17 protein-coding genes and 1 riboswitch are annotated in these 22,633 nt (G+C 70.4%); of the genes, 10 read left to right on the forward strand and 7 right to left on the reverse strand.

What is annotated here, in order from left to right:
* The first annotated feature begins 11 nt into the window (after positions 1-11).
* The 8 genes from frr to HEP85_RS28470 all read left to right on the forward strand — a co-directional run bounded on the left by frr (position 12) and on the right by HEP85_RS28470 (position 12,261).
* Complete coding sequence (gene frr, locus HEP85_RS28435; protein WP_153288324.1) at positions 12-569, forward strand: ribosome recycling factor; 558 nt, start codon at positions 12-14, stop codon at positions 567-569.
* Positions 569-1,696, forward strand: coding sequence for a phosphatidate cytidylyltransferase (locus HEP85_RS28440; protein ID WP_329290755.1), 1,128 nt, complete (start codon positions 569-571; stop codon positions 1,694-1,696). Before frr ends, HEP85_RS28440 begins: the two co-directional genes overlap by 1 nt.
* A gap of 322 nt (positions 1,697-2,018) precedes the next feature.
* Positions 2,019-5,753 carry a S8 family serine peptidase gene (locus HEP85_RS28445; protein ID WP_369657873.1) on the forward strand — a complete coding sequence of 1,245 codons (3,735 nt, stop codon included), beginning with the start codon at positions 2,019-2,021 and terminating at the stop codon, positions 5,751-5,753.
* Between the two features lie 137 nt (positions 5,754-5,890).
* Positions 5,891-6,892, forward strand: a complete 1,002-nt coding sequence (locus HEP85_RS28450; protein ID WP_168530445.1) for a helix-turn-helix domain-containing protein — start codon at positions 5,891-5,893, stop codon at positions 6,890-6,892.
* Positions 6,893-7,054: 162 nt separating this feature from the next.
* Positions 7,055-8,161, forward strand: a complete 1,107-nt coding sequence (rlmN, locus tag HEP85_RS28455) for a 23S rRNA (adenine(2503)-C(2))-methyltransferase RlmN (protein ID WP_168530446.1) — start codon at positions 7,055-7,057, stop codon at positions 8,159-8,161.
* Positions 8,162-8,200: 39 nt separating this feature from the next.
* Positions 8,201-8,319: riboswitch (TPP riboswitch) on the forward strand.
* Positions 8,320-8,396: 77 nt separating this feature from the next.
* The gene (locus HEP85_RS28460; protein WP_168530447.1) at positions 8,397-9,491 is read left to right on the forward strand and encodes a thiamine ABC transporter substrate binding subunit; all 1,095 of its coding nucleotides are present in this window, start codon (positions 8,397-8,399) and stop codon (positions 9,489-9,491) included.
* Positions 9,467-11,146, forward strand: a complete 1,680-nt coding sequence (locus HEP85_RS28465) for an iron ABC transporter permease (RefSeq protein WP_168534103.1) — start codon at positions 9,467-9,469, stop codon at positions 11,144-11,146. The genes HEP85_RS28460 and HEP85_RS28465 overlap by 25 nt, the downstream gene beginning before the upstream one ends.
* Positions 11,146-12,261 carry an ABC transporter ATP-binding protein gene (locus HEP85_RS28470; protein ID WP_168530448.1) on the forward strand — a complete coding sequence of 372 codons (1,116 nt, stop codon included), beginning with the start codon at positions 11,146-11,148 and terminating at the stop codon, positions 12,259-12,261. Before HEP85_RS28465 ends, HEP85_RS28470 begins: the two co-directional genes overlap by 1 nt.
* A gap of 248 nt (positions 12,262-12,509) precedes the next feature.
* Here the strand turns inward: HEP85_RS28470 and HEP85_RS28475 are convergent, their stop codons facing one another.
* From HEP85_RS28475 to HEP85_RS28505, 7 genes are all read right to left on the reverse strand, one after another.
* Complete coding sequence (locus tag HEP85_RS28475) at positions 12,510-13,193, reverse strand: LAETG motif-containing sortase-dependent surface protein (RefSeq protein WP_168530449.1); 684 nt, start codon at positions 13,191-13,193, stop codon at positions 12,510-12,512.
* 149 nt (positions 13,194-13,342) lie between these two features.
* Positions 13,343-14,458 carry an LOG family protein gene (locus tag HEP85_RS28480; protein ID WP_168530450.1) on the reverse strand — a complete coding sequence of 372 codons (1,116 nt, stop codon included), beginning with the start codon at positions 14,456-14,458 and terminating at the stop codon, positions 13,343-13,345.
* A gap of 218 nt (positions 14,459-14,676) precedes the next feature.
* Entirely contained in the window at positions 14,677-15,084 is a 408-nt protein-coding gene (locus tag HEP85_RS28485; protein WP_168530451.1) for a VOC family protein, read from the reverse strand.
* A 105-nt stretch (positions 15,085-15,189) separates the two neighbouring features.
* Positions 15,190-16,464, reverse strand: a complete 1,275-nt coding sequence (locus HEP85_RS28490; RefSeq protein WP_329290768.1) for a hypothetical protein — start codon at positions 16,462-16,464, stop codon at positions 15,190-15,192.
* Positions 16,446-17,183 (reverse strand): ABC transporter ATP-binding protein, encoded by a 738-nt coding sequence (locus HEP85_RS28495; RefSeq protein WP_168530452.1) that lies wholly within the window; start codon positions 17,181-17,183, stop codon positions 16,446-16,448. Before HEP85_RS28495 ends, HEP85_RS28490 begins: the two co-directional genes overlap by 19 nt.
* Before the next feature lie 186 nt (positions 17,184-17,369).
* Complete coding sequence (locus HEP85_RS28500) at positions 17,370-18,749, reverse strand: aspartate aminotransferase family protein (protein WP_168530453.1); 1,380 nt, start codon at positions 18,747-18,749, stop codon at positions 17,370-17,372.
* The gene (locus tag HEP85_RS28505) at positions 18,734-19,252 is read right to left on the reverse strand and encodes an Lrp/AsnC family transcriptional regulator (RefSeq protein ID WP_168530454.1); all 519 of its coding nucleotides are present in this window, start codon (positions 19,250-19,252) and stop codon (positions 18,734-18,736) included. Before HEP85_RS28505 ends, HEP85_RS28500 begins: the two co-directional genes overlap by 16 nt.
* A gap of 165 nt (positions 19,253-19,417) precedes the next feature.
* Here HEP85_RS28505 and HEP85_RS28510 point away from each other — a divergent pair, with 165 nt between their 5' ends.
* Entirely contained in the window at positions 19,418-20,857 is a 1,440-nt protein-coding gene (locus HEP85_RS28510; protein ID WP_329290770.1) for a gamma-aminobutyraldehyde dehydrogenase, read from the forward strand.
* Between the two features lie 589 nt (positions 20,858-21,446).
* Positions 21,447-22,628 (forward strand): spermidine/putrescine ABC transporter substrate-binding protein, encoded by a 1,182-nt coding sequence (locus HEP85_RS28515; RefSeq protein WP_168534105.1) that lies wholly within the window; start codon positions 21,447-21,449, stop codon positions 22,626-22,628.
* Positions 22,629-22,633: the final 5 nt, after the last annotated feature.

Here is a 22,633-nt window from a genome sequence, read left to right on the forward strand (position 1 = left end):
AGGAGCAAGTGGTGATCGAAGAGACCCTCCTCGAGGCCGAGGAGAAGATGGAGAAGGCCGTCGTGGTCGCCAAGGAGGACTTCGCCGCGATCCGCACCGGCCGTGCGCACCCGGCGATGTTCAACAAGATCGTGGCCGACTACTACGGCGCACTGACGCCGATCAACCAGCTGGCCTCGTTCGCGGTCCCCGAACCGCGCATGGCCGTGGTCACCCCGTTCGACAAGAGCGCGCTGCGCAACATCGAACAGGCGATCCGCGACTCCGACCTGGGTGTCAACCCGAGCAATGACGGCAGCATCATCCGCGTGGTCTTCCCGGAGCTGACCCAGGAGCGCCGCAAGGAGTTCATCAAGGTCGCCAAGACCAAGGGTGAGGACGCCAAGATCTCGATCCGCTCCGTGCGCCGCAAGGCGAAGGAGACCATCGACAAGCTGATCAAGGATGGCGAGGTCGGCGAGGACGAGGGCCGCCGTGCGGAGAAGGAGCTCGACGACACCACCGCGAAGTACGTCGCACAGGTGGACGAGCTCCTGAAGCACAAGGAAGCGGAGCTGCTCGAGGTCTGATGAACGACTCTTCCTGGGGGGCACCGCCGCAAGCCGGGTACTGGGGGCCCTCCGACCAGGGGTCTGCCCAGGGGGCAGGCCCGGCGGGTCCCGCGTACGATGCGCATGACGCGCAGCACACTCGCCCCATGCCCATCGTGCCCGAGGGACCCGCTCACGGCGGAGACCAGGATGACGACCGGGGGGCCGCTCGGCTGAGCGGCCCCCCGGTTCGCGACGACACACCGGCGGCGGGGTCCTACGGGAACCCGTCGCAGAAGCCGCAGGAGCCCATGCCCAGCGCCGCCCAGCAGCCCGCCCCCGCACCCAAGAAGAGTGCAGGTCGCGACCTCGGTGCTGCGATAGGGGTGGGCGTCGGGCTCGGTGCGGTGATCGTCGCGTCGTTGTTCGTCGTCAAGGCCGTCTTCGTCGGTGTGGTCGCCGTCGCCGTGGTGGTGGGGCTGTGGGAGCTCACCTCGCGGCTCGAGGAACGCAAGGGCATCAAGGCGCCGCTCGTGCCACTGGCGGTCGGCGGTGCGGCCATGGTCGTCGCCGGCTATGTACGGGGTGCCGAGGGCGCGTGGGTGGCGATGGCACTCACGGCGCTGGCGGTACTGGTCTGGCGGATGACGGAACCGCCCGAGGGGTACCTCAAGGACGTCACGGCCGGCGTCTTCGCCGCCTTCTACGTGCCGTTCCTGGCGACCTTCGTGGCGATGATGCTGACCGCGGACGACGGCCCGCGCCGCGTCCTGACGTTCCTGCTCCTGACGGTCGTCAGCGACACCGGCGCGTACGCGATCGGCTGGCGCTTCGGCAAGCACAAGCTCGCGCCCCGCATCAGCCCCGGCAAGACCCGCGAGGGCCTGGTCGGAGCGGTCGTCTTCGCCATGGTCGGGGGCGCGCTGTGTCTGCAGTTCCTGATCGAGGACGGTACGTGGTGGCAGGGCCTGATCATCGGCCTCGCGGTCGCGGCCACCGCCACGCTCGGTGACCTCGGCGAGTCCATGATCAAGCGGGACCTGGGCATCAAGGACATGGGCACACTGCTGCCGGGTCACGGCGGCATCATGGACCGTCTGGACTCGCTCCTGCCGACGGCACCCGTGGTCTGGCTCCTGTTGGTGATCTTCGTAGGGTCCGGCTGACCTGCGCTCTTGCCGGTGAGGGGTCCGTCGTCCGCAGGGCGACGGACCCCTCACCGCATTGAGCAGCGGTATCCCGGACCGAGGCAGGGTCTTCGGGGGCGATGGACTCTTCACGGAACTCGTCCGACGCGCGCGATTCCCGCGCGTCCGCCTTCGCCCACGGGCAGCCGATCGGCGTCCCGGCGTTCCCCGGCGTTCCGTGTCCGAAAAGTGCAACCTCGCCTGGACGTGCGCGGTTTGCGGCTGGCAAGTCCTTGCCATGGCGGGGACTTGCCGTCATCCGGCCTTCACGTCGGCGTGAACCGGCCGATAGACCCATGGCATGTCCTCCCCCTCTCAGTCCTTCGCCTTCCGGCGCGGGCGCCGGCGGCTTGTCTCCGCCGCCACCGCGTTGCCGCTGCTGGCGTTGGGGCTCGCGCTTCTGCAAGCGCCCGCACAAGCCGCTCCGAGCAAGCCCTCGGTTCCCGCCAGGCCCTCGGCGACCCACAAGGTCACCCTGGTCACCGGCGACGTCGTCACCGTCACCACGACGGCCGACGGCAAGCAGACCGCCGACGTCCACCGTCCGGACAGCGCCGTCGGGGGTGTGAAGATCCAGGAGATCAAGGGCGACCTGTTCGTCATCCCGGACGAGGCGGCTCCGCTCCTGAGCACCGAGAAGCTGGACCGGCGGCTGTTCAACGTCACCGACCTGATCGAGATGGGCTACGACGACGCGAAGTCGGCCGCGGTGCCGTTGATAGCGGCGTACGCCCAGCCGAAGTCCCGCTCCGCCATCGAGCCGACGGCCCCCCGTGGCAGCAGGCTGACCCGCGAACTCAAGGGCATCCACGGTGCCGCGCTGAGCACCGAGAAGCGGCAGGCCCGTACCTTCTGGACCACCGTCGCGCCGCAGGGCAGCGCGAAGTTGGGCGCGGGTGTGTCGAAACTGTGGCTCGACGGTCGCGTGAAAGCCAGCCTGAAGGAGAGCGTGCCGCTGATCGGCGCGCCCGAGGCCTGGAAGGACGGCTACACCGGCAAGGGCGTCAAGGTCGCGGTGCTCGACACCGGCATCGACGTCAACCACCCCGACTTCGCCGGTGTGATCGACGGCACGACCAGCTTCGTGCCGGGTGAGGGCGTCACCGACGTCAACGGGCACGGCACACATGTGGCCAGCACCATCGTCGGTTCCGGCGCCGCCTCCGGCGGCGACAACAAGGGGGTCGCCCCCGGCGCCGACCTGTTCGTCGGCAAGGTGCTCGGCGGCGCGGAGGGCTCCGGCCAGGACTCCTGGGTCATGGCGGGCATGCAATGGGCCGCCGAATCCGGCGCGGACGTCGTCAACATGAGCCTCGGTGACTCCTACCCGACGGACGGCAGCGACCCGATGTCGCAGACGGTCGACGCGCTCTCCGAGCAGTACGGCACGCTGTTCGTCATCGCCGCCGGCAACGCGGGCCCGGAGAGCATCTCCGCCCCGGGTGCGGCCGCCTCGGCGCTGACCGTGGCGGCCACGGACAAGCAGGACCAGCTCGCGTCCTTCTCCAGCACCGGCCCGCTGGCCTACTCCGGCGGCATGAAGCCGGACATCGCGGCGCCCGGCGTGGACATCACCGCGGCCCGCTCGCAGGACATGACCGACGGTGGGGAAGGGCTGTACCGCACCCTCAGCGGCACATCCATGGCCACCCCGCACGTGGTCGGTGCGGCGGCGATCCTGGCCCAGCGGCACCCGGACTGGACCGGCGCGCAGCTCAAGGAACACTTGATGAGCACCGCGAAGGGCCTGGACGACGGGTACTCGCCGTACGAGGTCGGCACCGGCCGTGTCGACGTGGCCGCGGCCGTGCGCACCACGGTCCGCGGCACCGGATCGCTCTTTTTCGGGAACTACACCTGGCCGCACGAGCCGAGCGACGTCGCCGTCACGAAGGACCTGACCTTCACCAACGCCGGTTCCACCGACGTCACACTGAAGCTGGCGCTGACCGACGACGGTGGCCCCTTCTCACTGGGAGACACCACGGTGACCGTCCCGGCGGGCGGCACCGCCGCCGTCCCGGTGACCGGTGACCCGCAGGCCGCCTCGGCCGGCCGGCACGTCGGCTACGTGACAGGCACCGACGAGGCCACCGGGAAGCCGGTGACCCGCACGTCCGTGGCGCTGCTCAAGGAGGAGGAGCGCTACGACCTGAACATCAAGCTGGTCGGCCGGGACGGCAAGCCCGCTGCCGGCTGGGTCGGCATCAACCTGGCCGGCGACGTCCTGCCGTGGAACGTCTACGTCGACGGCTCGACCACCATGCGTATGGCACCCGGTCTGTACACCGTCGCGGGGTACATCGACGTGGCCGGCGAAAAGGCGGACCGCTCGGGTATGGCCGTGCTGGTCGACCCCGAGACCGTGCTCAAGGACGGCTCCATGGACGTGGTGCTGGACGCGAGCAAGGCACGCCTGCTGCGGACCGAGGCGCCGCAGCGCACCGAGGACCGCCAGCGCAAGGTCGACTTCAACGTCCACTACAAGGGCCTCGACCCGTACCTGGACTACCGCAGCGCGTACGTGGTGCCGCCGATGTACGACGACGTCTACGTCGCGCCGACGGAGCCGATGAAGCAGGGCGAGTTCATCCTGACCACCCGCTGGCGCAAGGGCGAGCCGCAGCTCAGTCTGAGCGCGTTGGGCGGTCGGCTCCGGTTCGACGCACTGGTGCAGGCGGGCAGTGCCCTGGGAACCGCCACGAACACGCTGGACGCCGTCTACGCGGGCGACGGTGCGGCGGCCGCATACGAGAAGGTCAGGGCCAAGGGCAAGGTCGTCGTCATCGAGCGCAGCGACGAGGTCTCGCCGCAGGAGCGCGCCGAAGCGGCGGTCGCGGCCGGTGCCAAGGTGCTGATCGTGGTCGACGACGGTGTCGGTGCGCTGATGGAGTACGTCGGCGAATCGGCCATCCCGGTCGCCACGGTGCACCGCGACGCGGGCAGGACCCTCATCGCGATGGCCAAGGCCGGCAAGGTGAAGCTGACGGCCAAGCAGACCGAGTACACGCCGTTCGTCTACGACCTGACCCGGGACTACCCCGGCCGGGTGCCGGACCGTGCCCTGGTCTACAAGCCGACCCAGCGGGACCTCGCCCGGATCGATGCCCGCTACTACTCGGCCACGGACGGCGGGTCGGCGGAAGGCTACCGGTCCGACTTCACCCTCAGCCCGTCGTTCAACCTCCCCGAGACCGAGTGGCACCCGGGCACCCGAACCGAATGGGTGACCCCGGGCCAGGACTGGCGGGAGTTCCACACACAGGGCGTCGACGGAGCTCTGCCGTGGACGATGGTGTCGGGCGACAACACGTATGCCAAGGGCAGCACCACCCGTCTGGACTGGTTCGCTCCGGCGACCCGGCCGGCCCAGAGCGAGTCCTTCGGCGTGTACAACTCCCGCTGGCAGAACTACATGACCTGGAACGTGCAGGCGTGGGCCTCCGCCAGCGAGACCATGCGGCTGGGCGGCTACCTGCCGTGGGGTGAGACGCCGTCCCACCTGCGGGTCTTCCAGGGCGACACGCTCATCCACGACAATCCGGTCAGCGGAGACATGCAGTGGGTGGAGGTGCCGGCGGGCAACCTGCCCTACCGCGCTGTCCTCGACGCCGAGCGGCCCGGCGACGTCTTCCGGCTGTCGACGCGCACCCACACCGAGTGGACGTTCCTGTCCGACACCGTCGACTCGGACTTCTTCGAGCCGTTCTCGGTGCTGAACCTGAACTACAAGCTGGAGTCGGACCTGCACGGTGACGTGAAGTCCCATGCGACCCAGCGGATCGCGCTCAAGCCGGTGTCGATGGGCCTCGGCACCGTGCCGGGCAAGGTCACCACGGTGAAGCTGGACGTCTCGTACGACGACGGTGCCACCTGGCAGAAGGTGACCCTGTCCCAGGGCGCCGACGGCTACTGGAAGGGCTCGTTCAGGACGGCGAAGAAGCCCGGCGGCTTCCTCTCGGTCCGCGCGAGCGCCGGGACGGACCGCGGGTTCAGTGTCAAGAACGAAATCATCCGGGCGTACGGCCTGCGATGAACCGCGCTGAAGGGCCCCGGGGAGTCACCTCCCCGGGGCCCTTCCCGTCACACCCGCTCCCAGCAGGCACTATTCAGTGTCTGCCGCCATGGCGCATACTCTCCCCGCTGCGGCAAGTGGAAGAAGGTCGGTCGCCGATGCTGGACGTTCTGGGCCTCGAACCCGATGACGAGCGCGTCTACCGGACGCTGGTCGGCCAGCCGAACTCCACCGCGACGCTGCTGTCGGATCTGCTCGCCGTACCGCGGGCCCACGTCGACAAGACCTTGTCCCGCCTGGTCGAGTGGGGACTGGTGATCGGGTCGGCGGACGAGCGGTTCACCGCCGCGCCGCCGGCTATGGCGTTCGGTGCTCTCATCGCCCAGCGCCGAGAGGGGCTGCGGATGGCCGAGCAGGCACTGGTGACCCTCGCCGAGGAACACCGGGCGGCGATGACCGGGAACAGCATCAACGATCTGATCGAAGTCGTCACGGGCCGCGACGCCATCCGCCATCGCTTCCTCCAGGTGCAGCAGGCGGCCCGCACGCAGGTCCGCAGCTTCATCACCGCGCCGTTCCTCGCCGTCCCGCCCGACGAGAACACGGCCGAACCCATGGCCATCGGCCGCGGCGTGCACTTCCGCGCGGTACTGGACCGGGCCGTGCTGGCAGAGCCGGGCATCATCACCGACGCGATCGATTCACTGCGCAACGGCGTGCAACTGCGGGTCACCGACCAACTGCCGATGAAACTCGTGCTGGCCGACGCCGACCTCGGCCTGGTGCCGCTCGCGGTCACACCGGCCGGAGAGCCCGGCGCCGTACTGCTGCACCGCAGCGGCCTGTTGGACGCGTTGGACGCGTTGTTCGAGACGGTTTGGCGCACCGCCCACCCGCTCGAGCTGTCGGCTACCGGCACAGAAGCCGAAACCACCGTGGCGCTCGGCGCGGAAGATCCGACCGACCTCGACCGGAGGATCCTCGCGCTCCTGCTGGCCGGCCTGACCGATCAGACGACCGCTGCACAGCTGGGCCTGTCACAGCGCACGCTGCACCGACGCCTGCGCCACCTCATGGACATGGCCGGGGTCCGTACCCGGATGCAGCTCGGCGGTCACGCCGTCCGACACGGCTGGGCAGCGCCACCTGTGCCGAACTAGCAGGCGTCAGGAGGGTCCGACCGAGGACCGCGCCGGGCCGTCTCTGGGCGGTACCCGGGCCGTGCGAGGGCGACCGAAGCCGACAGGCGGTGCCCAGGGGTGACCGTCCCCACCCCGCTGCGGCCTGGGACGGTCGAGTTGATCTGCGACACTGGAAGGGTTATGCCGAAGCCCGGAGAACTCACATTCGTCGCCCCCCGCGGAGCCAAGAAGCCGCCGCGGCACCTTGCCGATCTCACGCCCGCCGAGCGTAAAGAGGCGGTTGCCGCGATCGGGGAGAAGCCGTTTCGCGCCAAGCAGCTCTCGCAGCACTACTTCGCGCGGTACGCGCACGACCCCGCGGAGTGGACGGACATCCCGGCCGCCGCGCGAGGCAAGCTCCAGGAAGCGCTGCTTCCCGAGCTGATGACCGTCGTGCGGCATCTGTCGACCGACCAGGACACCACGCGCAAGACCCTGTGGCGGCTCTTCGACGGCACGCTCGTCGAGTCCGTGCTGATGCGCTACCCGGACCGGGTGACCATGTGCATCAGCTCCCAGGCGGGGTGCGGGATGAACTGCCCGTTCTGCGCCACCGGCCAGGCCGGCCTCGACCGGAACCTGTCGACCGGCGAGATCGTGCACCAGATCGTGGACGGCATGCGGGCGCTGCGGGACGGGGAGATCCCCGGAGGCCCCGCGAGGCTGAGCAACATCGTCTTCATGGGTATGGGCGAGCCGCTGGCCAACTACAAGCGGGTCGTGGGCGCCATCCGCGCGCTCACCGACCCCGAGCCGGACGGCGTCGGACTCTCCCAGCGCGGCATCACCGTGTCGACGGTCGGACTGGTCCCGGCCATCCACCGGCTCTCCGACGAGGGCTTCAAGTGCCGCCTCGCCATCTCCCTGCACGCACCGGACGACGAGCTGCGCGACACCCTCGTCCCCGTGAACACGCGGTGGAAGGTGCGGGAGGTGCTCGACGCGGGCTGGGAGTACGCGGCCAAGTCGGGGCGCCGGCTCTCCATCGAGTACGCCCTCATCCGGGACATCAACGACCAGGCGTGGCGCGGTGACCGGCTCGGGCGGCTGCTCAGGGGCAAGCCCGTGCACGTCAACCTCATCCCGCTGAACCCGACCCCGGGCTCGAAGTGGACCGCCTCGCGGCCCGAGGACGAGAAGGCGTTCGTCGAGGCCATCGCGGCCCACGGCGTGCCGGTCACCGTCCGGGACACCCGGGGCCAGGAGATCGACGGGGCGTGCGGCCAGCTCGCGGCGACCGAGCGGTAGTCTGACCCGGCACGTACATTTTCATATTCCGACATCTTCATATTCCGACAGGGGAGCGCCACAGCGCTGAGAGTGCGGCAGCCGGGGCACCGGTGGGCCGCAGACCCTCTGAACCTCGCCCAGGTCATTCTGGGTAGGAAGTTCGGGCATCACTCAAGCTGTTGCGCCCTGCCCGGGAACCGCCGAGTTCCCGGGCAGGGCCGCGTCTCTTCCTGGTCACCCCAGGAGGAATTCAGTGAGCACCAAAGCGAGCACCAAGAGGCGGACGGCCGCGGCCGTGGTCGTCGCGCTGGGCCTCGTCACGCTGTCCGCGTGCGGCTCGTCCGGCTCCGGCGACAAGGCCGCCGGCTCCCGGACCGTGACCCTCGTCAGCCACGACTCCTTCGCCTACTCCAAGAGCGTGCTGCACGCCTTCGAGCAGGAGTCGGGCTACAAGGTCAGGATCCTCAAGGACGGAGACGCCGGCCAGGCCGTCAACAAGGCCATCCTGACCAAGGACAACCCGCAGGGCGACGTCTTCTTCGGCGTCGACAACACCCTGCTCTCCCGCGCGCTCGACAACGGGCTGTTCCAGCCGTACGAGCCCAAGGGCTCCGACCAGATCGTCCAGCGCTACCGGGTCGACGAGGACAAGCACCGGGTCACGCCCATCGACTCCGGCGACATCTGCGTCAACTACGACAAGGCCTACTTCAGCAAGCACCGGCTGGCGCCGCCCACCTCCTTCGACGACCTGGTCAAGCCCGCGTACAAGAACCTGCTCGTCACCGAGAACGCGTCCACGTCCTCGCCCGGCCTCGGTTTCCTGCTCGGGACCGCCGCGAAGTACGGGGACGCCGGGTGGCAGGGCTACTGGAAGAAGCTCAAGGCCAACGGCGTGAAGGTGGTCGACGGCTGGGAGCAGGCCTACAACGACGAGTTCTCGGGGTCCGCGGGCGGCAAGAAGGCCAAGGCCGACCGGCCGCTGGTCGTCTCGTACGCCTCCTCCCCGCCCGCCGAGGTGATCTACGCCGACCCGAAACCGAAGACCGCGCCGACCGGGGTCGCCGGCGGCACCTGCTTCCGCCAGGTCGAGTACGCGGGGCTGCTGAGCAACGCGAAGAACACGAAGGGCGGCAAGGCGCTCCTCGACTTCCTGATCAGCTTCAGGTTCCAGCAGGACATGCCCCTGAACATGTTCGTGTACCCGGTCCGCGAGACCGCCAAGGTGCCCGAGGTGTTCGTGAAGTTCGGCCCGCAGGCCGAGCACCCGGAGACCCTGGCCCCGGCCGAGATCGCCAAGAACCGTGACCAGTGGGTCAAGTCGTGGACCTCGCTCGTACTGAAGTAGGCGAGGCGGCGCCCAGGAGGCGCGGGAGCGCGACGCGGCTGTGGCTCATGGCCCTGCCGGTCGTGTTCTTCGGCGTCTTCTTCGCCTACCCCGTCGCGGCGATCGTGGCCCGCGGTCTCAAGGCCGACGGGGTCTGGCGGCTCGGACGCATCGGTGAGGTGCTCGGCCGGTCCGACATCCGGCACGTGCTGTGGTTCACCACCTGGCAGGCGCTCGCCTCGACAGCGCTCACACTGCTGATCGCGCTCCCCGGCGCGTATGTCTTCGCGCGCTTCGACTTCCGGGGCAAGCAGGTGCTGCGCGCGGTGGTGACCGTCCCGTTCGTGCTGCCCACCGTCGTCGTCGGTACGGCGTTCCTGGCGCTGATCGGCCGCGGCGGACTGCTGGACGGCCTGTGGGGCGTCCGGCTCGACACCACCGTCTGGGCGATCCTGCTCGCGCACGTCTTCTTCAACTACGCGGTGGTCGTCCGTACGGTCGGCGGGCTCTGGTCGCAGCTCGACCCGCGCCAGGAGGAGGCCGCGCGCATGCTCGGCGCCTCCCGGTTCGCGGCCTGGCGCACGGTGACGCTCCCGGCCCTGAGCCCGGCCGTCGCCGCCGCGGCGCTCATGGTCTTCCTCTTCACCTTCACCTCGTTCGGGGTGGTCCAGATCCTCGGCGGGCCGACCTTCTCCACCCTTGAGGTGGAGATCTACCGGCAGACCTCGGAGATCTTCGACCTCGCGACGGCGGCGGTGCTGACGATCATCCAGTTCGTGGCCGTCGGCGCGATCCTCGCCGTCCACGCGGGGACCGTACGCCGCCGGGAGACCGCCCTGCGTCTGGTGGCCCCGGAGACGACCGCCCGCCGGCCGCGCGGGGCCGGGCAGTGGGCGCTGCTCACGGGAGTGGTCGCGAGCATCGCGGTCCTGCTCGTGCTGCCCCTCGGAGTCCTGGTCCAGCGGTCCCTGGACACCCCCGGGGGCTTCGGATTCGGCTACTACAGGGCGCTGGCCTCCGACGACGGCGGCATCTTCCTGGTGGCCCCGATCGAGGCGATCGGCAACTCGCTGGAGTACGCCCTCGCCGCCACCGCGATCGCCGTGGTCATCGGAGGTCTGGCGGCCGCCGCGCTCACCGGCCGCGCCGGTCGTCTCGTGCGGGGGTTCGACGCACTGCTGATGCTGCCGCTCGGTGTGTCCGCCGTGACCGTCGGTTTCGGGTTCCTGATCGCGCTGGACGAGCCGCCGCTCGACCTCAGGAGCAGCTGGATCCTGGTGCCGCTCGCGCAGGCGCTGGTGGGTGTCCCCTTCGTCGTACGGACGATGCTGCCCGTGCTGCGGGCCGTGGACGGACGGCTGCGGGAGGCGGCGTCGGTGCTCGGGGCCTCACCGTGGCGGGTGTGGCGGGAGGTCGACCTGCCGATGGTGCGGAGGGCGCTGCTGATCGCGGCGGGGTTCGCCTTCGCCGTGTCGCTCGGCGAGTTCGGGGCGACGGTCTTCATCGCGCGCCCCGACAACCCGACGCTGCCGGTCGCGGTCGCACGGCTGCTCGGGCGCGCCGGTGACCTCAACTACGGGCAGGCGATGGCACTTTCGACGACCTTGATGGTGGTGTGCGCGGTGGCGCTGCTGCTGTTGGAGCGTATGCGGACCGACCGGACAGGGGAGTTCTGATGGCGAGGCTCGTCACGAAGGCGACGTCTGGGACGACGGGTGCGGGTGCGGGTGCGGGTCCGGGGGCGGCGGCGCCGGAGGTCCTGCTCGGCGTCGAGGCGGCGACCGTACGCTTCGGTGACCGGCCGGTGCTGGACGCCGTCGATCTGGAGGTCGCCGAGCACGAGATCGTGTGCGTGCTCGGACCGAGCGGCAGCGGCAAGTCCACGTTGCTGCGGGCGGTGGCCGGACTGCAGCCGCTCGACGCGGGACGTGTGCTCCTGACCGGCCACGACCAGGCGGGGGTGCCCGCGCACCGCCGGGGCGTCGGGCTGATGTTCCAGGACCACCAGCTCTTCCCGCAGCGCGACGTGGGCGGCAACGTCGCCTTCGGGCTCCGGATGCACGGGGCGTCGAAGGAACAACAGACGCTGCGGGTCGGTGAGTTGCTGGACCTCGTCGGGCTGCCCGGCGCCGCCCCCCGGGCCGTCGCGGCCCTGTCCGGAGGCGAGCAGCAGCGGGTCGCGCTGGCCCGTGCCCTCGCCCCGCGCCCCCGGCTGCTGATGCTCGACGAACCACTCGGCCAGCTCGACCGCTCGCTGCGCGAACGACTGGTCGTCGAACTCCGGCAGCTCTTCGGACAGTTGGGCACGACCGTGCTCGCGGTCACGCACGACCAGGGCGAGGCCTTCGCGCTGGCCGACCGGGTCGTGGTGATGCGTGAGGGGCGGATCGCCCAGTCAGGTACGCCACTTGAGGTCTGGCAGCATCCGGCGGACGAGTTCGTGGCACGCTTCCTCGGCTTCGACAACGTCGTCGACGCGACGGTGACCGGCCGGGTCGCGGACACGCCATGGGGGAAGCTTCCGGTACCGGAGGGCGCGCCAGGGGGTCCCGGCACGCTGCTCGTGCGGCCCGCGGGCGTACGGCTGGTCGCTCTCGCCGACGGGCTGCCGTGCACGGTGACCGCACGCACCTTCCGGGGCACCCACGTAGCCGTCCATCTCCAGCCGGAGGGCGCGCCGCAGCTGGAGGCTGCCTGCGCGCTGCGGGAGGCGCCCGCGCCCGGCGACCAGGTCGCGGTGGCGTTCGACGCGGCCGAGGTCGTCGTGCTCGGGGAGTCCTCGGCCGGGTAGACCTCCGATCACCGCCACGGGGACCGAGGCGCCCGCGCATCACCGTGACCGGCCCGCGCACGCCATCGGGACGCGAGGGACGGCAGAGTCCTGTACGGACCCGAGGACCACTGTCCCCAAGCAGCCCCCGCCGTCCTCACCGGTCGCCTTCGGGCGGTGGACGCCCTTCGGACAGCGCCCCGCACAGACGTGTGGCCCGCCCCCTGCGGGAGGGGACGGGCCACACGGTCCTACAGGCGTGGTGCGGTTCAGCCGGTCTTCGAGGCGCCGCGGCGGCGCATACCGAAGAAGACCGCTCCGCCGCCGACGACCACGAGGGCACCGGCGATGCCGGCGATCATCGGGGTGTTGGAGTTGGCACCGGTCTCGGCGAGGTTGGAGTCACCGACCGCGGGGGACGGGGCGTTGTCTCCCGGCGTCGCGGGCGCGGCGCTGCTCTCCGACTCCGACGGGGTCGCGGAAGCCGACTCCGAGGGGGCGGGCGAGGACGAGGTCTCCGACGGCTTCGGCGTCGGAGAGGGTGACTCGTCGGACTTGCACGCCTCGGAGGGCGTGGTCAGCTGGGGTGAGACGTCCTTGTCGACGATCTTCCCGGCCGTGACGTGGACACGGTACGTGGCGTTGGGCGCCCAGTCCTCGGAGAAGGTGACAGTGGCGCCCTCGCGGGTGCCCTTGACCGTCTCGGAGCCGACCTGGCGGGCGTCCGCGCCGTTGGTCTCGAGGAAGACGGAGACCGTGGCCTCGACGCCGGAGGCGTCGGTGTCGGTCACGGTGATGATGCCCTTCCCGTTGTCGTCGCACGAGGCGACGGCCGAGAAGTCACGGATATTGCAAGCAAGTGCGTTGCCGGCGACACCGAGCGCGAGCGCGGCCGTGGCGGAGGCAACACCGAGGATGCGCACAGAACGTGCGGTACGGCGAGATATGGACACGATTGCCCTTCACAGATTGCGCAACTGCGGGGGGTTTGAGGGGGGTTCTGCTGTGGCAACAGGACTCCCTTAGGCCACACAGGTCTATAAGTGCCAGCTAAGTGCTGTCAATGCATATGCCCTGCCGTGCCGTCGGCTTTGCCATGTCGTTAACCACCGAGGCGTTTGAGGGCCTCCGGAGCGTCCTCGATCCGGTCCACGAGAGCGATGCGGGACTCCATCGACCGCTCACGGGCGAGGGATTGGAGGAGCGGCCAGGTGGGATGCCTCTCCGTCCAGTGCGCGCGGTCCACGAGCACCATCGGTGTGGGCTCCCCGTGCGACTCGTAGTAGTTCGGGGTCGCGTTGTCGAAGATCTCCTGTACGGTCCCGGCGGCGCCCGGCAGGAAGACGACGCCCGCGTTCGAGCGCGCCAACAGCCCGTCCTCACGGGTGGCGTTGGCGAAGTACTTGGCGATGTGCGCGGCGAACGGGTTCGGCGGCTCGTGACCGTAGAACCAGGTCGGGATGCCGACCGAGGGGCCACCGGCGGGCCAGCGTTCCCGCACCGTGAACGCGGCGCGCGCCCAGTCGGTGATCGAGGGGTTGAACGACGGTGCCCCGGCGAGGAGCCGGAGTGCCTCGGTGAGCATCGCGTCGTCGAACGGGGCCGCGTACGCGCCGAGGTTCGCGGCCTCCATCGCTCCCGGCCCGCCGCCGGTGGCGACCATGAGGCCGGAGCGCGCCAGTTCGCGGCCCAGGAGTGCCGCGCCCTCGTACGCCTGTGTGCCGCGGGCCATGGCGTGGCCGCCCATCACGCCCACCACCCGTGTGCCGACGAGGAGTTCGTCGAGGGCGTCCGACACCGCGTCGTCGTGGATCGAGCGCAGCATCGACGCGAAGACGTCGCCGTCGGCCTTGGTCCGCTGGAACCAGGTGTACGTACGGGCGTCCGGTGTCGCCTCGTACCCGGCGTCGAGGGACGCGAAGAGCTCGTCGGGGGAGTGGAGCACTCCCCGGTACGGATCGAAGGGCAGCCCCGGTATGGGCGGGAAGACCAGCGCGCCCGTGGCTCTCACCCGAGCCGCCGCCCGGGGATCCATCGGGCAGCCGAGGAAGACGGCGCCCGAGGTGTCCACGGAGAGCAGGGCGTCCGTACGGTCCGTCAGATCCACGGACTGGACGCGGAACCGGGTGAGTGAGCCGTGCTCGGAGACGACCTCGTCGAACTCGGCGAGGGACTCGATCTCACGGTCATGACCGGCGTGGAGGGGAGTTGGCTGCACGCGGCCATGGTAGGCGGTGGGTCAAAAAGGAAGCCGGGGCGGGGCGTTGGCGGCCATGGACCCCGGACCACGACGGCCTCGGACCACGACGGCCTCGGGCCACCGACGGACCGGCCGGCGGCGGACCCGGCCACCGACGGGCCGGGCGGCGGACCGGCGGCGGACCCGGGCGGCGGCGCCGGGCCACGACGGCCGCCGGGTCCGGGCGCGCGGGGCACTCAGCCCTGGACGGCCGCCGGGTCCATCCACATGACCTCCCAGGTGTGGCCGTCCGGGTCGTCGAAGGAGCGGCCGTACATGTAGCCGTGGTCCTGGGCTTCCCGGGTGCCCGAGCCGCCCACCGAGAGGGCCTTGTCGCACAGCTCGTCCACCTTCTCGCGGCTCTCGGCGCTCAGACAGAGCAGCACCTCGCTGGTCCGGGCCGAGTCCGCGATCTCCTTCTTCGTGAAGTCCGCGTAGCGCTGCTTGCTCAGCAGCATCGCGACGATCGTGTCGCTGATGACGACACAGGCGCAGTCGTCCGTCGAGAACTGCGGGTTGATCGTGTAGCCGAGCTCGGTGAAGAACTTCTTCGAGGCGTCGACGTCGTTCACGGCGAGGTTCACGAAGATCATCTGCTGGTACATGAGCGGTCTCTCCCGGTGGAGGTGAAGTCGGGTGCCGTACGGAGAGGTAGACCGTCCGTCCTCGCCGAACTCATCGGCCGTGGCGAAGACGTTTCGTACCTCTGTTCAGCGGGCCAGCGGCATCGCGGCCAGTTCCGCGACCAGCCAGGTCAGCGGTCCGAACACGGCGAGCAGTACGCCCGCGCGCAGCAGTGCCGCGTTGCGCAGCACCGAGGCGGGCGCCCCCAGCCGCAGCAGCGCCGCCGTGGTGTCGGCGCGGGCCTGCTTGGTCTCCAGCGCCGCCGTGAACAGCGTCGCGACGGCGCATCCGGCGACGAGCAGCGCTCCGAGCGTGCTGAGCGGCCCGATCGAGGGCCGCGCTCCCGCGTACACGGTCGCCATGGCGTACGCGCCCGACGCCACCGCGCACACCACTCCCAGCGGGCGCCCGATGCGCCGGGCCTCTCCCTGGAGACCGCGCCCGGCGAGCAGGCGCAGTGCGCCGGGGCGCACGGCCTGGAGCAGCCATCCGCACACGTGGGTGATCGCGGGTCCGGCCAGGGCCAGTCCGACCGCGGTGAGGGCCCAGCCGCCGAGCACTCCGGCGGGGCTGCCCGCGAAACGGCTCGTCAGGTCGGAGCCGGGTGCCGCTCCGGAACGGCTCGCGTAGGACTCCACGGCGAGCCCCGCCGCGACGACGGCGGTGCCCCAGGGCAGTCCGGCGGGCGCGGGCAGCGGCGGCGGGAAGGGCCGCGGGTCCGGCGGGAGGTCAAGGTGGTCGGCGTTCGGGCCTGCCTCGGCCGTCACGGGAGCGGGGTCCCCGGGCGTGCCGGGGGCACCGGGTGCTCCCGCGGCGGTGGCGGCCGGCCGGCCCGCCCGGCCGGGGCCGACGCTCCGCGGGCGCAGTGCGACCGCGCTGGCCAGGGACGCGGCGACCGGTACCAGGAGCAGCAGGGTCAGGGCCGCGGGCAGCGGCAGAGGCTGGTCCGCGGCGAGGAAGGCGGTCGCGGCGCCGTCGAAGGGCATGCCCGTCAGATCGCCGCGCAGGTGCAGGAAGACCAGCAGCGCGAGCATCGAGCCCAGCGTGGTCGACAGGGCGGTGGTCACCGCCGAGAAGGCCATCAGGCGCCCGGGGCCGAGCCCGACCGCCGCGAGCCCGGGGCGGGGCCGGGTCCCCGGGTCCGTACGGGCGACCGCGACCGCGAGGTGGACGCTGGCGGCGAGGGGCGCGAGGCACCACAGGAGCCTGAGCACCGAGCCGGTCGAGGCGTCGGGATGCGCCATGGCGTATCCCAGGGCGCTCAGCAGCAGGAAGCCGGTGCCCGCCGAGGCGGCGGCGACCAGCAGCCTGCGCAGCTGGACGAGGGGATGTGCCCCGCGGGCTAGACGGAGAGCGAGCACGCGGCCCGGCCTTCCGTCTCGGTGACCGGGGGCAGGTGGACGGTGTTCACACGCCGTCCGTCGAGCAGCGTGATGGTGCGGTCGGCGAGGGCGGCGGTGTCCGCGTCGTGCGTGGCGAGGACCACCGTGATGCCGTGCGAGCGGGCGGCGGTGGTGAGGGTGCGCAGCACGTGGGCGCGGTCGGCGCGGTGCAGGGGAGCGGTCGGCTCGTCGGCGAAGAGCACCTGGGGGGCGGGCACGAGCGCGCGGGCGATGGCGACGCGCTGCCGCTCGGCCTGGAGCAGCGCGTGCGGCCGTTTGCGGGCGCAGTCACCGATGTCCAGGCGTTCGAGCCATTCCAGGGCGGCGGTCTTCGCGGCCCGGCGGCCGGAGCCGCGCAGCATCAGGGGCAGCGCGGCGTTCTCCCAGGAGTTCAGCTCGGGCACGAGGACGGGCACGGGGTCGATCCAGCCGAAGCGGTCGCGGCGCAGGCGTTCGCGGGCCAGCGCGCCCATGGTGTGCACGGGCACGCTGTTGAACCAGACCTCGCCCTGCTGTGGCAGGAGCTGCCCGGACAGGCACTGGAGCAGTGTGGTCTTGCCGCTGCCGCGCGGGCCGCCGACGGCGAGGATCTCTCCGTCGCGGACGCCGAGCGAGACACCGCTGAGCGCGGGTGAGCCGTTGTGCTTGACGTGCAGGGCGCGTGCCCAGAGCACGTCGTTGTCCGGCGGGGCCACCATCGCGTACACCTCGTTCAGATCTGATTTGCGCTGCCAATCCCCCGGACGGGGGAACGAAGACAGGGCCGATCGGTCACTGGGCACGCTAGGGAGTCGGGGGCGGGAGGCCGGACAGCACGCGGCCCCGGGGCGCCCATTCTCACTCGAACGGGCGCCCCGGGGCCGTTGTGGATCAGCCGGGCGGAATCAGAGCTTCGCCCACGCCTCCGTCAGCACCTGACGGACGATCCCCTCGATCTCGTCGAAGGTCGACTGGTCGGAGATCAGCGGCGGCGACAGCTGGATGACCGGGTCACCGCGGTCGTCGGCGCGGCAGTAGAGGCCGTACTCGAAGAGCTTCTTGGAGACGAAGCCGTAGAGCACGCGCTCCGACTCCTCGTCCGTGAAGGTCTCCTTGGTGGCCTTGTCCTTCACGAGCTCGATGCCGTAGAAGAAGCCGTTGCCGCGGACGTCGCCGACGATCGGCAGGTCGTGCAGCTTCTGCAGGGTCTGCAGGAAGTTGGCCTCGTTGTCGAGCACGTGCTGGTTGAGACCCTCGCGCTCGAACAGGTCGAGGTTGGCGAGACCCACCGCGGCGGAGACCGGGTGGCCACCGAAGGTGTAGCCGTGCAGGAAGGTGTTGTCGCCCTTGTAGAACGGCTCGGCGATCCGGTCGGAGACGATGCACGCGCCGATGGGGGAGTAGCCCGAGGTCATGCCCTTGGCGCAGGTGATCATGTCCGGTACGTAGCCGAACTTGTCGCAGCCGAACATCGTGCCGAGGCGGCCGAAGGCGCAGATGACCTCGTCCGACACCAGCAGCACGTCGTACTGGTCGCAGATCTCGCGGACCCGCTGGAAGTAGCCGGGCGGCGGCGGGAAGCAGCCGCCGGCGTTCTGCACCGGCTCCAGGAAGACCGCGGCGACGGTCTCCGGGCCTTCGAAGAGGATCTCCTGCTCGATCTGGTCGGCGGCCCAGCGGCCGTAGGCCTCGGGGTCGTCGCCGAAGAGCGGGGCGCGGTAGATGTTGGTGTTCGGGACCTTGTGGGCACCGGGGACCAGCGGCTCGAAGGGCGCCTTCAGAGCCGGCAGACCGGTGATCGACAGGGCGCCCTGCGGGGTGCCGTGGTAGGCGACCGCGCGCGAGATGACCTTGTACTTGGTCGGCTTGCCCTGGAGCTTGAAGTACTGCTTGGCGAGCTTCCACGCGGTCTCGACGGCCTCGCCGCCGCCGGTGGTGAAGAAGACCTTGTTCAGGTCGCCCGGCGCGTAGTCGGCGAGGCGCTCGGCGAGCTCGATGGCCTTGGGGTGGGCGTAGGACCACACCGGGAAGAAGGCCAGCTCCTGCGCCTGCTTGAACGCCGTCTCCGCGAGTTCGGTGCGGCCGTGGCCCGCCTGGACCACGAACAGACCCGCGAGACCGTCGAGGTAGCGCTTGCCCTTGTCGTCGTAGATGTAGGTGCCCTCACCACGGACGATGGTGGGAACGGGCGCGTTCTCGTACGAGGACATGCGGGTGAAGTGCATCCACAGGTGGTCGTACGCGGTTCGGCTGAGGTCCTTGCTCACGGCTATCGGGTTCCCCACATGTAGGTCTGTTTCTTGAGCTTCAGGTAGACGAAGCTCTCGGTGGAGCGCACGGCGGGCAGCGCCCGAATGCGTTTGTTGATGACGTCCAGCAGGTGGTCGTCGTCCTCGCAGACGACCTCGGCGAGGATGTCGAAGGAGCCCGCGGTCATCACCACGTACTCGACCTCCGGCATGGCGGCCAGCGCTTCGGCCACCGGGTCGAGGTCGCCCTCGACGTTGACGCCGACCATGGCCTGCCGGCGGAAGCCCACGGTGAGCGGGTCCGTGACGGCGACGATCTGCATCACGCCCTGGTCGAGCAGTTTCTGCACGCGCTGGCGCACGGCCGCCTCGGACAGGCCCACGGCCTTGCCGATGGCGGCGTACGGACGTCGTCCGTCCTGCTGGAGCTGTTCGATGATGGCGAGGGACACGGAGTCCAGCTGGGGACTGCCGTTCCTGGACTCGCGGGTGGAGTCCCTGGGGTCTGCGCTTCGACTGGCCACGACCTCACTGTGCACGACGTCTCGACGGTTCCGCAAGGCTGTAGCGATGAAATTCGTTGTTTACGGGTACCCAGCTTGCGGATTTCGCAGTCGGGGGGTCGCCAGGGGTGTTGAAAACGTGGAAGCACGGATTAGTGTGGGTGTCTCAGCGATTGGACACCTGAACTTGGAGGGCCGGCAGTGAGCACCGAGCTGCGTCGACTGCGCAATTACATCGACGGCGAGTTCCGGGACGCCGCCGACGGGCGGACCACCGAGGTCGTCAACCCCGCGACCGGCGAGGCGTACGCGACCGCGCCGCTGTCCGGCCAGGCGGATGTGGACGCCGCGATGGCGGCCGCCGCCGCGGCCTTCCCGGCCTGGCGCGACCAGACCCCCGCCGAGCGCCAGAAAGCCCTCCTGAAGATCGCGGACGCGTTCGAGGAGCGGGCCGAGGAACTCATCGCGGCCGAGGTGGAGAACACCGGCAAGCCGATCGGTCTGACCCGGTCCGAGGAAATCCCGCCCATGGTCGACCAGATCCGCTTCTTCGCGGGCGCGGCGCGGATGCTCGAGGGCCGCTCGGCCGGCGAGTACATGGAGGGCATGACCTCCATCGTCCGCCGTGAGCCGGTCGGCGTCTGCGCGCAGGTCGCACCGTGGAACTACCCGATGATGATGGCGGTGTGGAAGTTCGCGCCGGCGCTCGCCGCGGGCAACACGGTCGTCCTGAAGCCCTCGGACACCACCCCCGCCTCCACCGTCCTGATCGCCGACATCATCGGCGGCATCCTCCCCAAGGGCGTCTTCAACGTCATCTGCGGCGACCGCGACACCGGCCGCGCGATGGTCGAGCACCCGACCCCGGCGATGGCCTCCATCACCGGCTCGGTGCGCGCGGGCATGTCGGTCGCCGAGTCGGCGTCCAAGGACCTCAAGCGGGTCCACCTGGAGCTCGGCGGCAAGGCCCCGGTCGTGGTCTTCGCGGACACCGACATCGCCAAGGCGGTGGAGGACATCTCGGTCGCGGGCTACTTCAACGCCGGCCAGGACTGTACGGCCGCCACCCGTGTGCTGGTCCAGGAAGGCATCCACGACGAGTTCGTGGCCGCGCTCGCCAAGGCGGCGGCCGAGACCAAGACCGGCCAGCCGGACGACGAGGACGTGCTCTACGGCCCGCTGAACAACCCCAACCAGCTCGAGCAGGTGACCGGGTTCATCGAGCGGCTGCCCGCCCACGCGAAGGTGGAGGCCGGTGGCCACCGGGTCGGCGACAAGGGCTTCTTCTACGCCCCGACCGTCGTCTCGGGCCTGAAGCAGGACGACGAGATCATCCAGAACGAGGTCTTCGGACCGGTCATCACCGTCCAGTCCTTCACCGACGAGGCCCAGGCCATCGAGTGGGCGAACGGCGTGGACTACGCCCTCGCGTCCTCCGTGTGGACGAAGGACCACGGCCGGGCGATGCGGCTGTCCAAGGCCCTCGACTTCGGCTGCGTGTGGATCAACACCCACATCCCGCTGGTCGCCGAGATGCCGCACGGCGGCTTCAAGAAGTCCGGCTACGGCAAGGACCTCTCCGGGTACGGCTTCGAGGACTACACGCGGATCAAGCACGTGATGACGTCGCTGAACGCGTAGCCCTGAGCGGTGAGCGAGGGGCAGGGCCCCAGGCGGTGAGCGCGCGGCCCCGGACGGTGGTGATCCGTCCGGGGCCGCGGCGTTCCCTCTTTCCCCGCGGCGGCCCACGGCCCGTGGCCCGGCGCACGACGCCGGTCTTCGGTCGTGAGCGGCGTGAGCGGGGGAACGGTGGTGTCGGGGGAGCGGCGGTGTACGAGGCGCGGCCCGGGGGCGACCGGCGCGCGGCATACTGGACGGTATGCGTGTGCTGGTGGTCGAGCGGCACGGAGAGCTCGCCGAGACCGTGGCCGCCGCGCTGTGCCGGGAGCGCAGGGCGGCGCACCCGGCACCGTACGGTCCCACCGCCCCGCAGTCCGCGGAGCGCGACGGCCGTGAAGTCGTCGTACCCGAACCCGAATCCGCCGCGACGGTCAGGGGCCGGCGCCCCGGCCACGGCCCCCGCCCCGGCGGCCGGCGCCGGAACGGCACCGTACGGAGCGACCGCCCGGCACGCCTTGATCGACAGGGTGTCGGTTCGGCGGGCGAGTGCTCGACGCAGCGTCCATTGTCCGGGCGGTCCCGGGAACGGGATGCTGCCCGCGTGCCAGTGATGCGGAAGACCTCGACCCTGTCCCGCCGGTCCCTGCTGCGCGCCCTGGGCGGGGGTGCGGTGTTCGGCGCGCTGGCGGGATGCGGGGTGCCCGCGGCGTACGTGTCGCCCGGTGACCGTGCCGGAGCCGACCTCTCCGCCCGCGACAAACGGCTGACCTGGTCGAACTGGCCGCTCTACATCGACACCGACGACAAGGACCACACGAAGCGGCCCACGCTGGACGCCTTCGAGAAGCGCACCGGGATCTCCGTCGACTACATCGAGGAGATCAACGACAACGACGAGTTCTTCGGCAAGATCAGCCCGTCCCTGATGAACCACCAGCAGACGGGCCGCGACCTGATCGTCATCAGCGACTGGATGTGCGCGCGCTTCGTCCGCCTCGGCTGGGTCCAGCGGATGAACCGGGCCGAGCAGCCGAACGTCGCCAAGTACCTTGACCCGTTGCTGAGTTCACCGTCCTTCGACCCCGGCCGCAGGTCCACCGTGCCGTGGCAGTCGGGGATCACCGGCATCGCGTACAACCGCCGCAAGGTGGGCCGCGAGATCAGGCACGTCTCCGATCTGTGGGCCGGTGACCTGAAGGGCCGGGTCACCCTGCTCTCCGGTCTGGACGAGGCGTTCGCGCTGCTCATGCAGGGCAACGGCGTCGACATCACCCGGTGGACCGCCGACGACTTCCACCGGATCTGCGACCAGGTCGAAGGGCACGTCCACAGCGGCCAGATCCGGCGCTTCACCGGCAACGACTACACCAAGGACCTGGTCAGCGGGGACGTACTGGCCTGTCAGGCGTACTCGGGCGACGTGATCCAGCTCCAGGCCGACAACCCGGACATCCGCTTCGTCGTCCCCGAGGAGGGCGCCGAACTCTGGTCCGACTCGCTGATGATCCCCAACCTGGCGCACCACAAGGCCAACGCGGAGAAGCTGGTCGACTACTACTACCGGCCGGAGGTGGCGGCGGAACTGGCCTCCTGGGTCAACTACGTCTGCCCGGTCCCGGCCGCCCAGGACATCCTCGCCTCCTCCGGGGACAAGGACACCGCCGCCCTCGCCGAGAACCCGCTGATCTTCCCCGACGCCACCATGCGCAAGCGGCTCGCCATCGCCCGCGACATCACGTCCACCGAACGCACCGCGTTCGCGAAGCGCTGGAACGCGATCGCGGGGCTGTGACGCCG

Origin of the sequence: Streptomyces sp. RPA4-2 (assembly GCF_012273515.2) — a bacterium.
Classification (GTDB): domain Bacteria; phylum Actinomycetota; class Actinomycetes; order Streptomycetales; family Streptomycetaceae; genus Streptomyces; species Streptomyces kaempferi.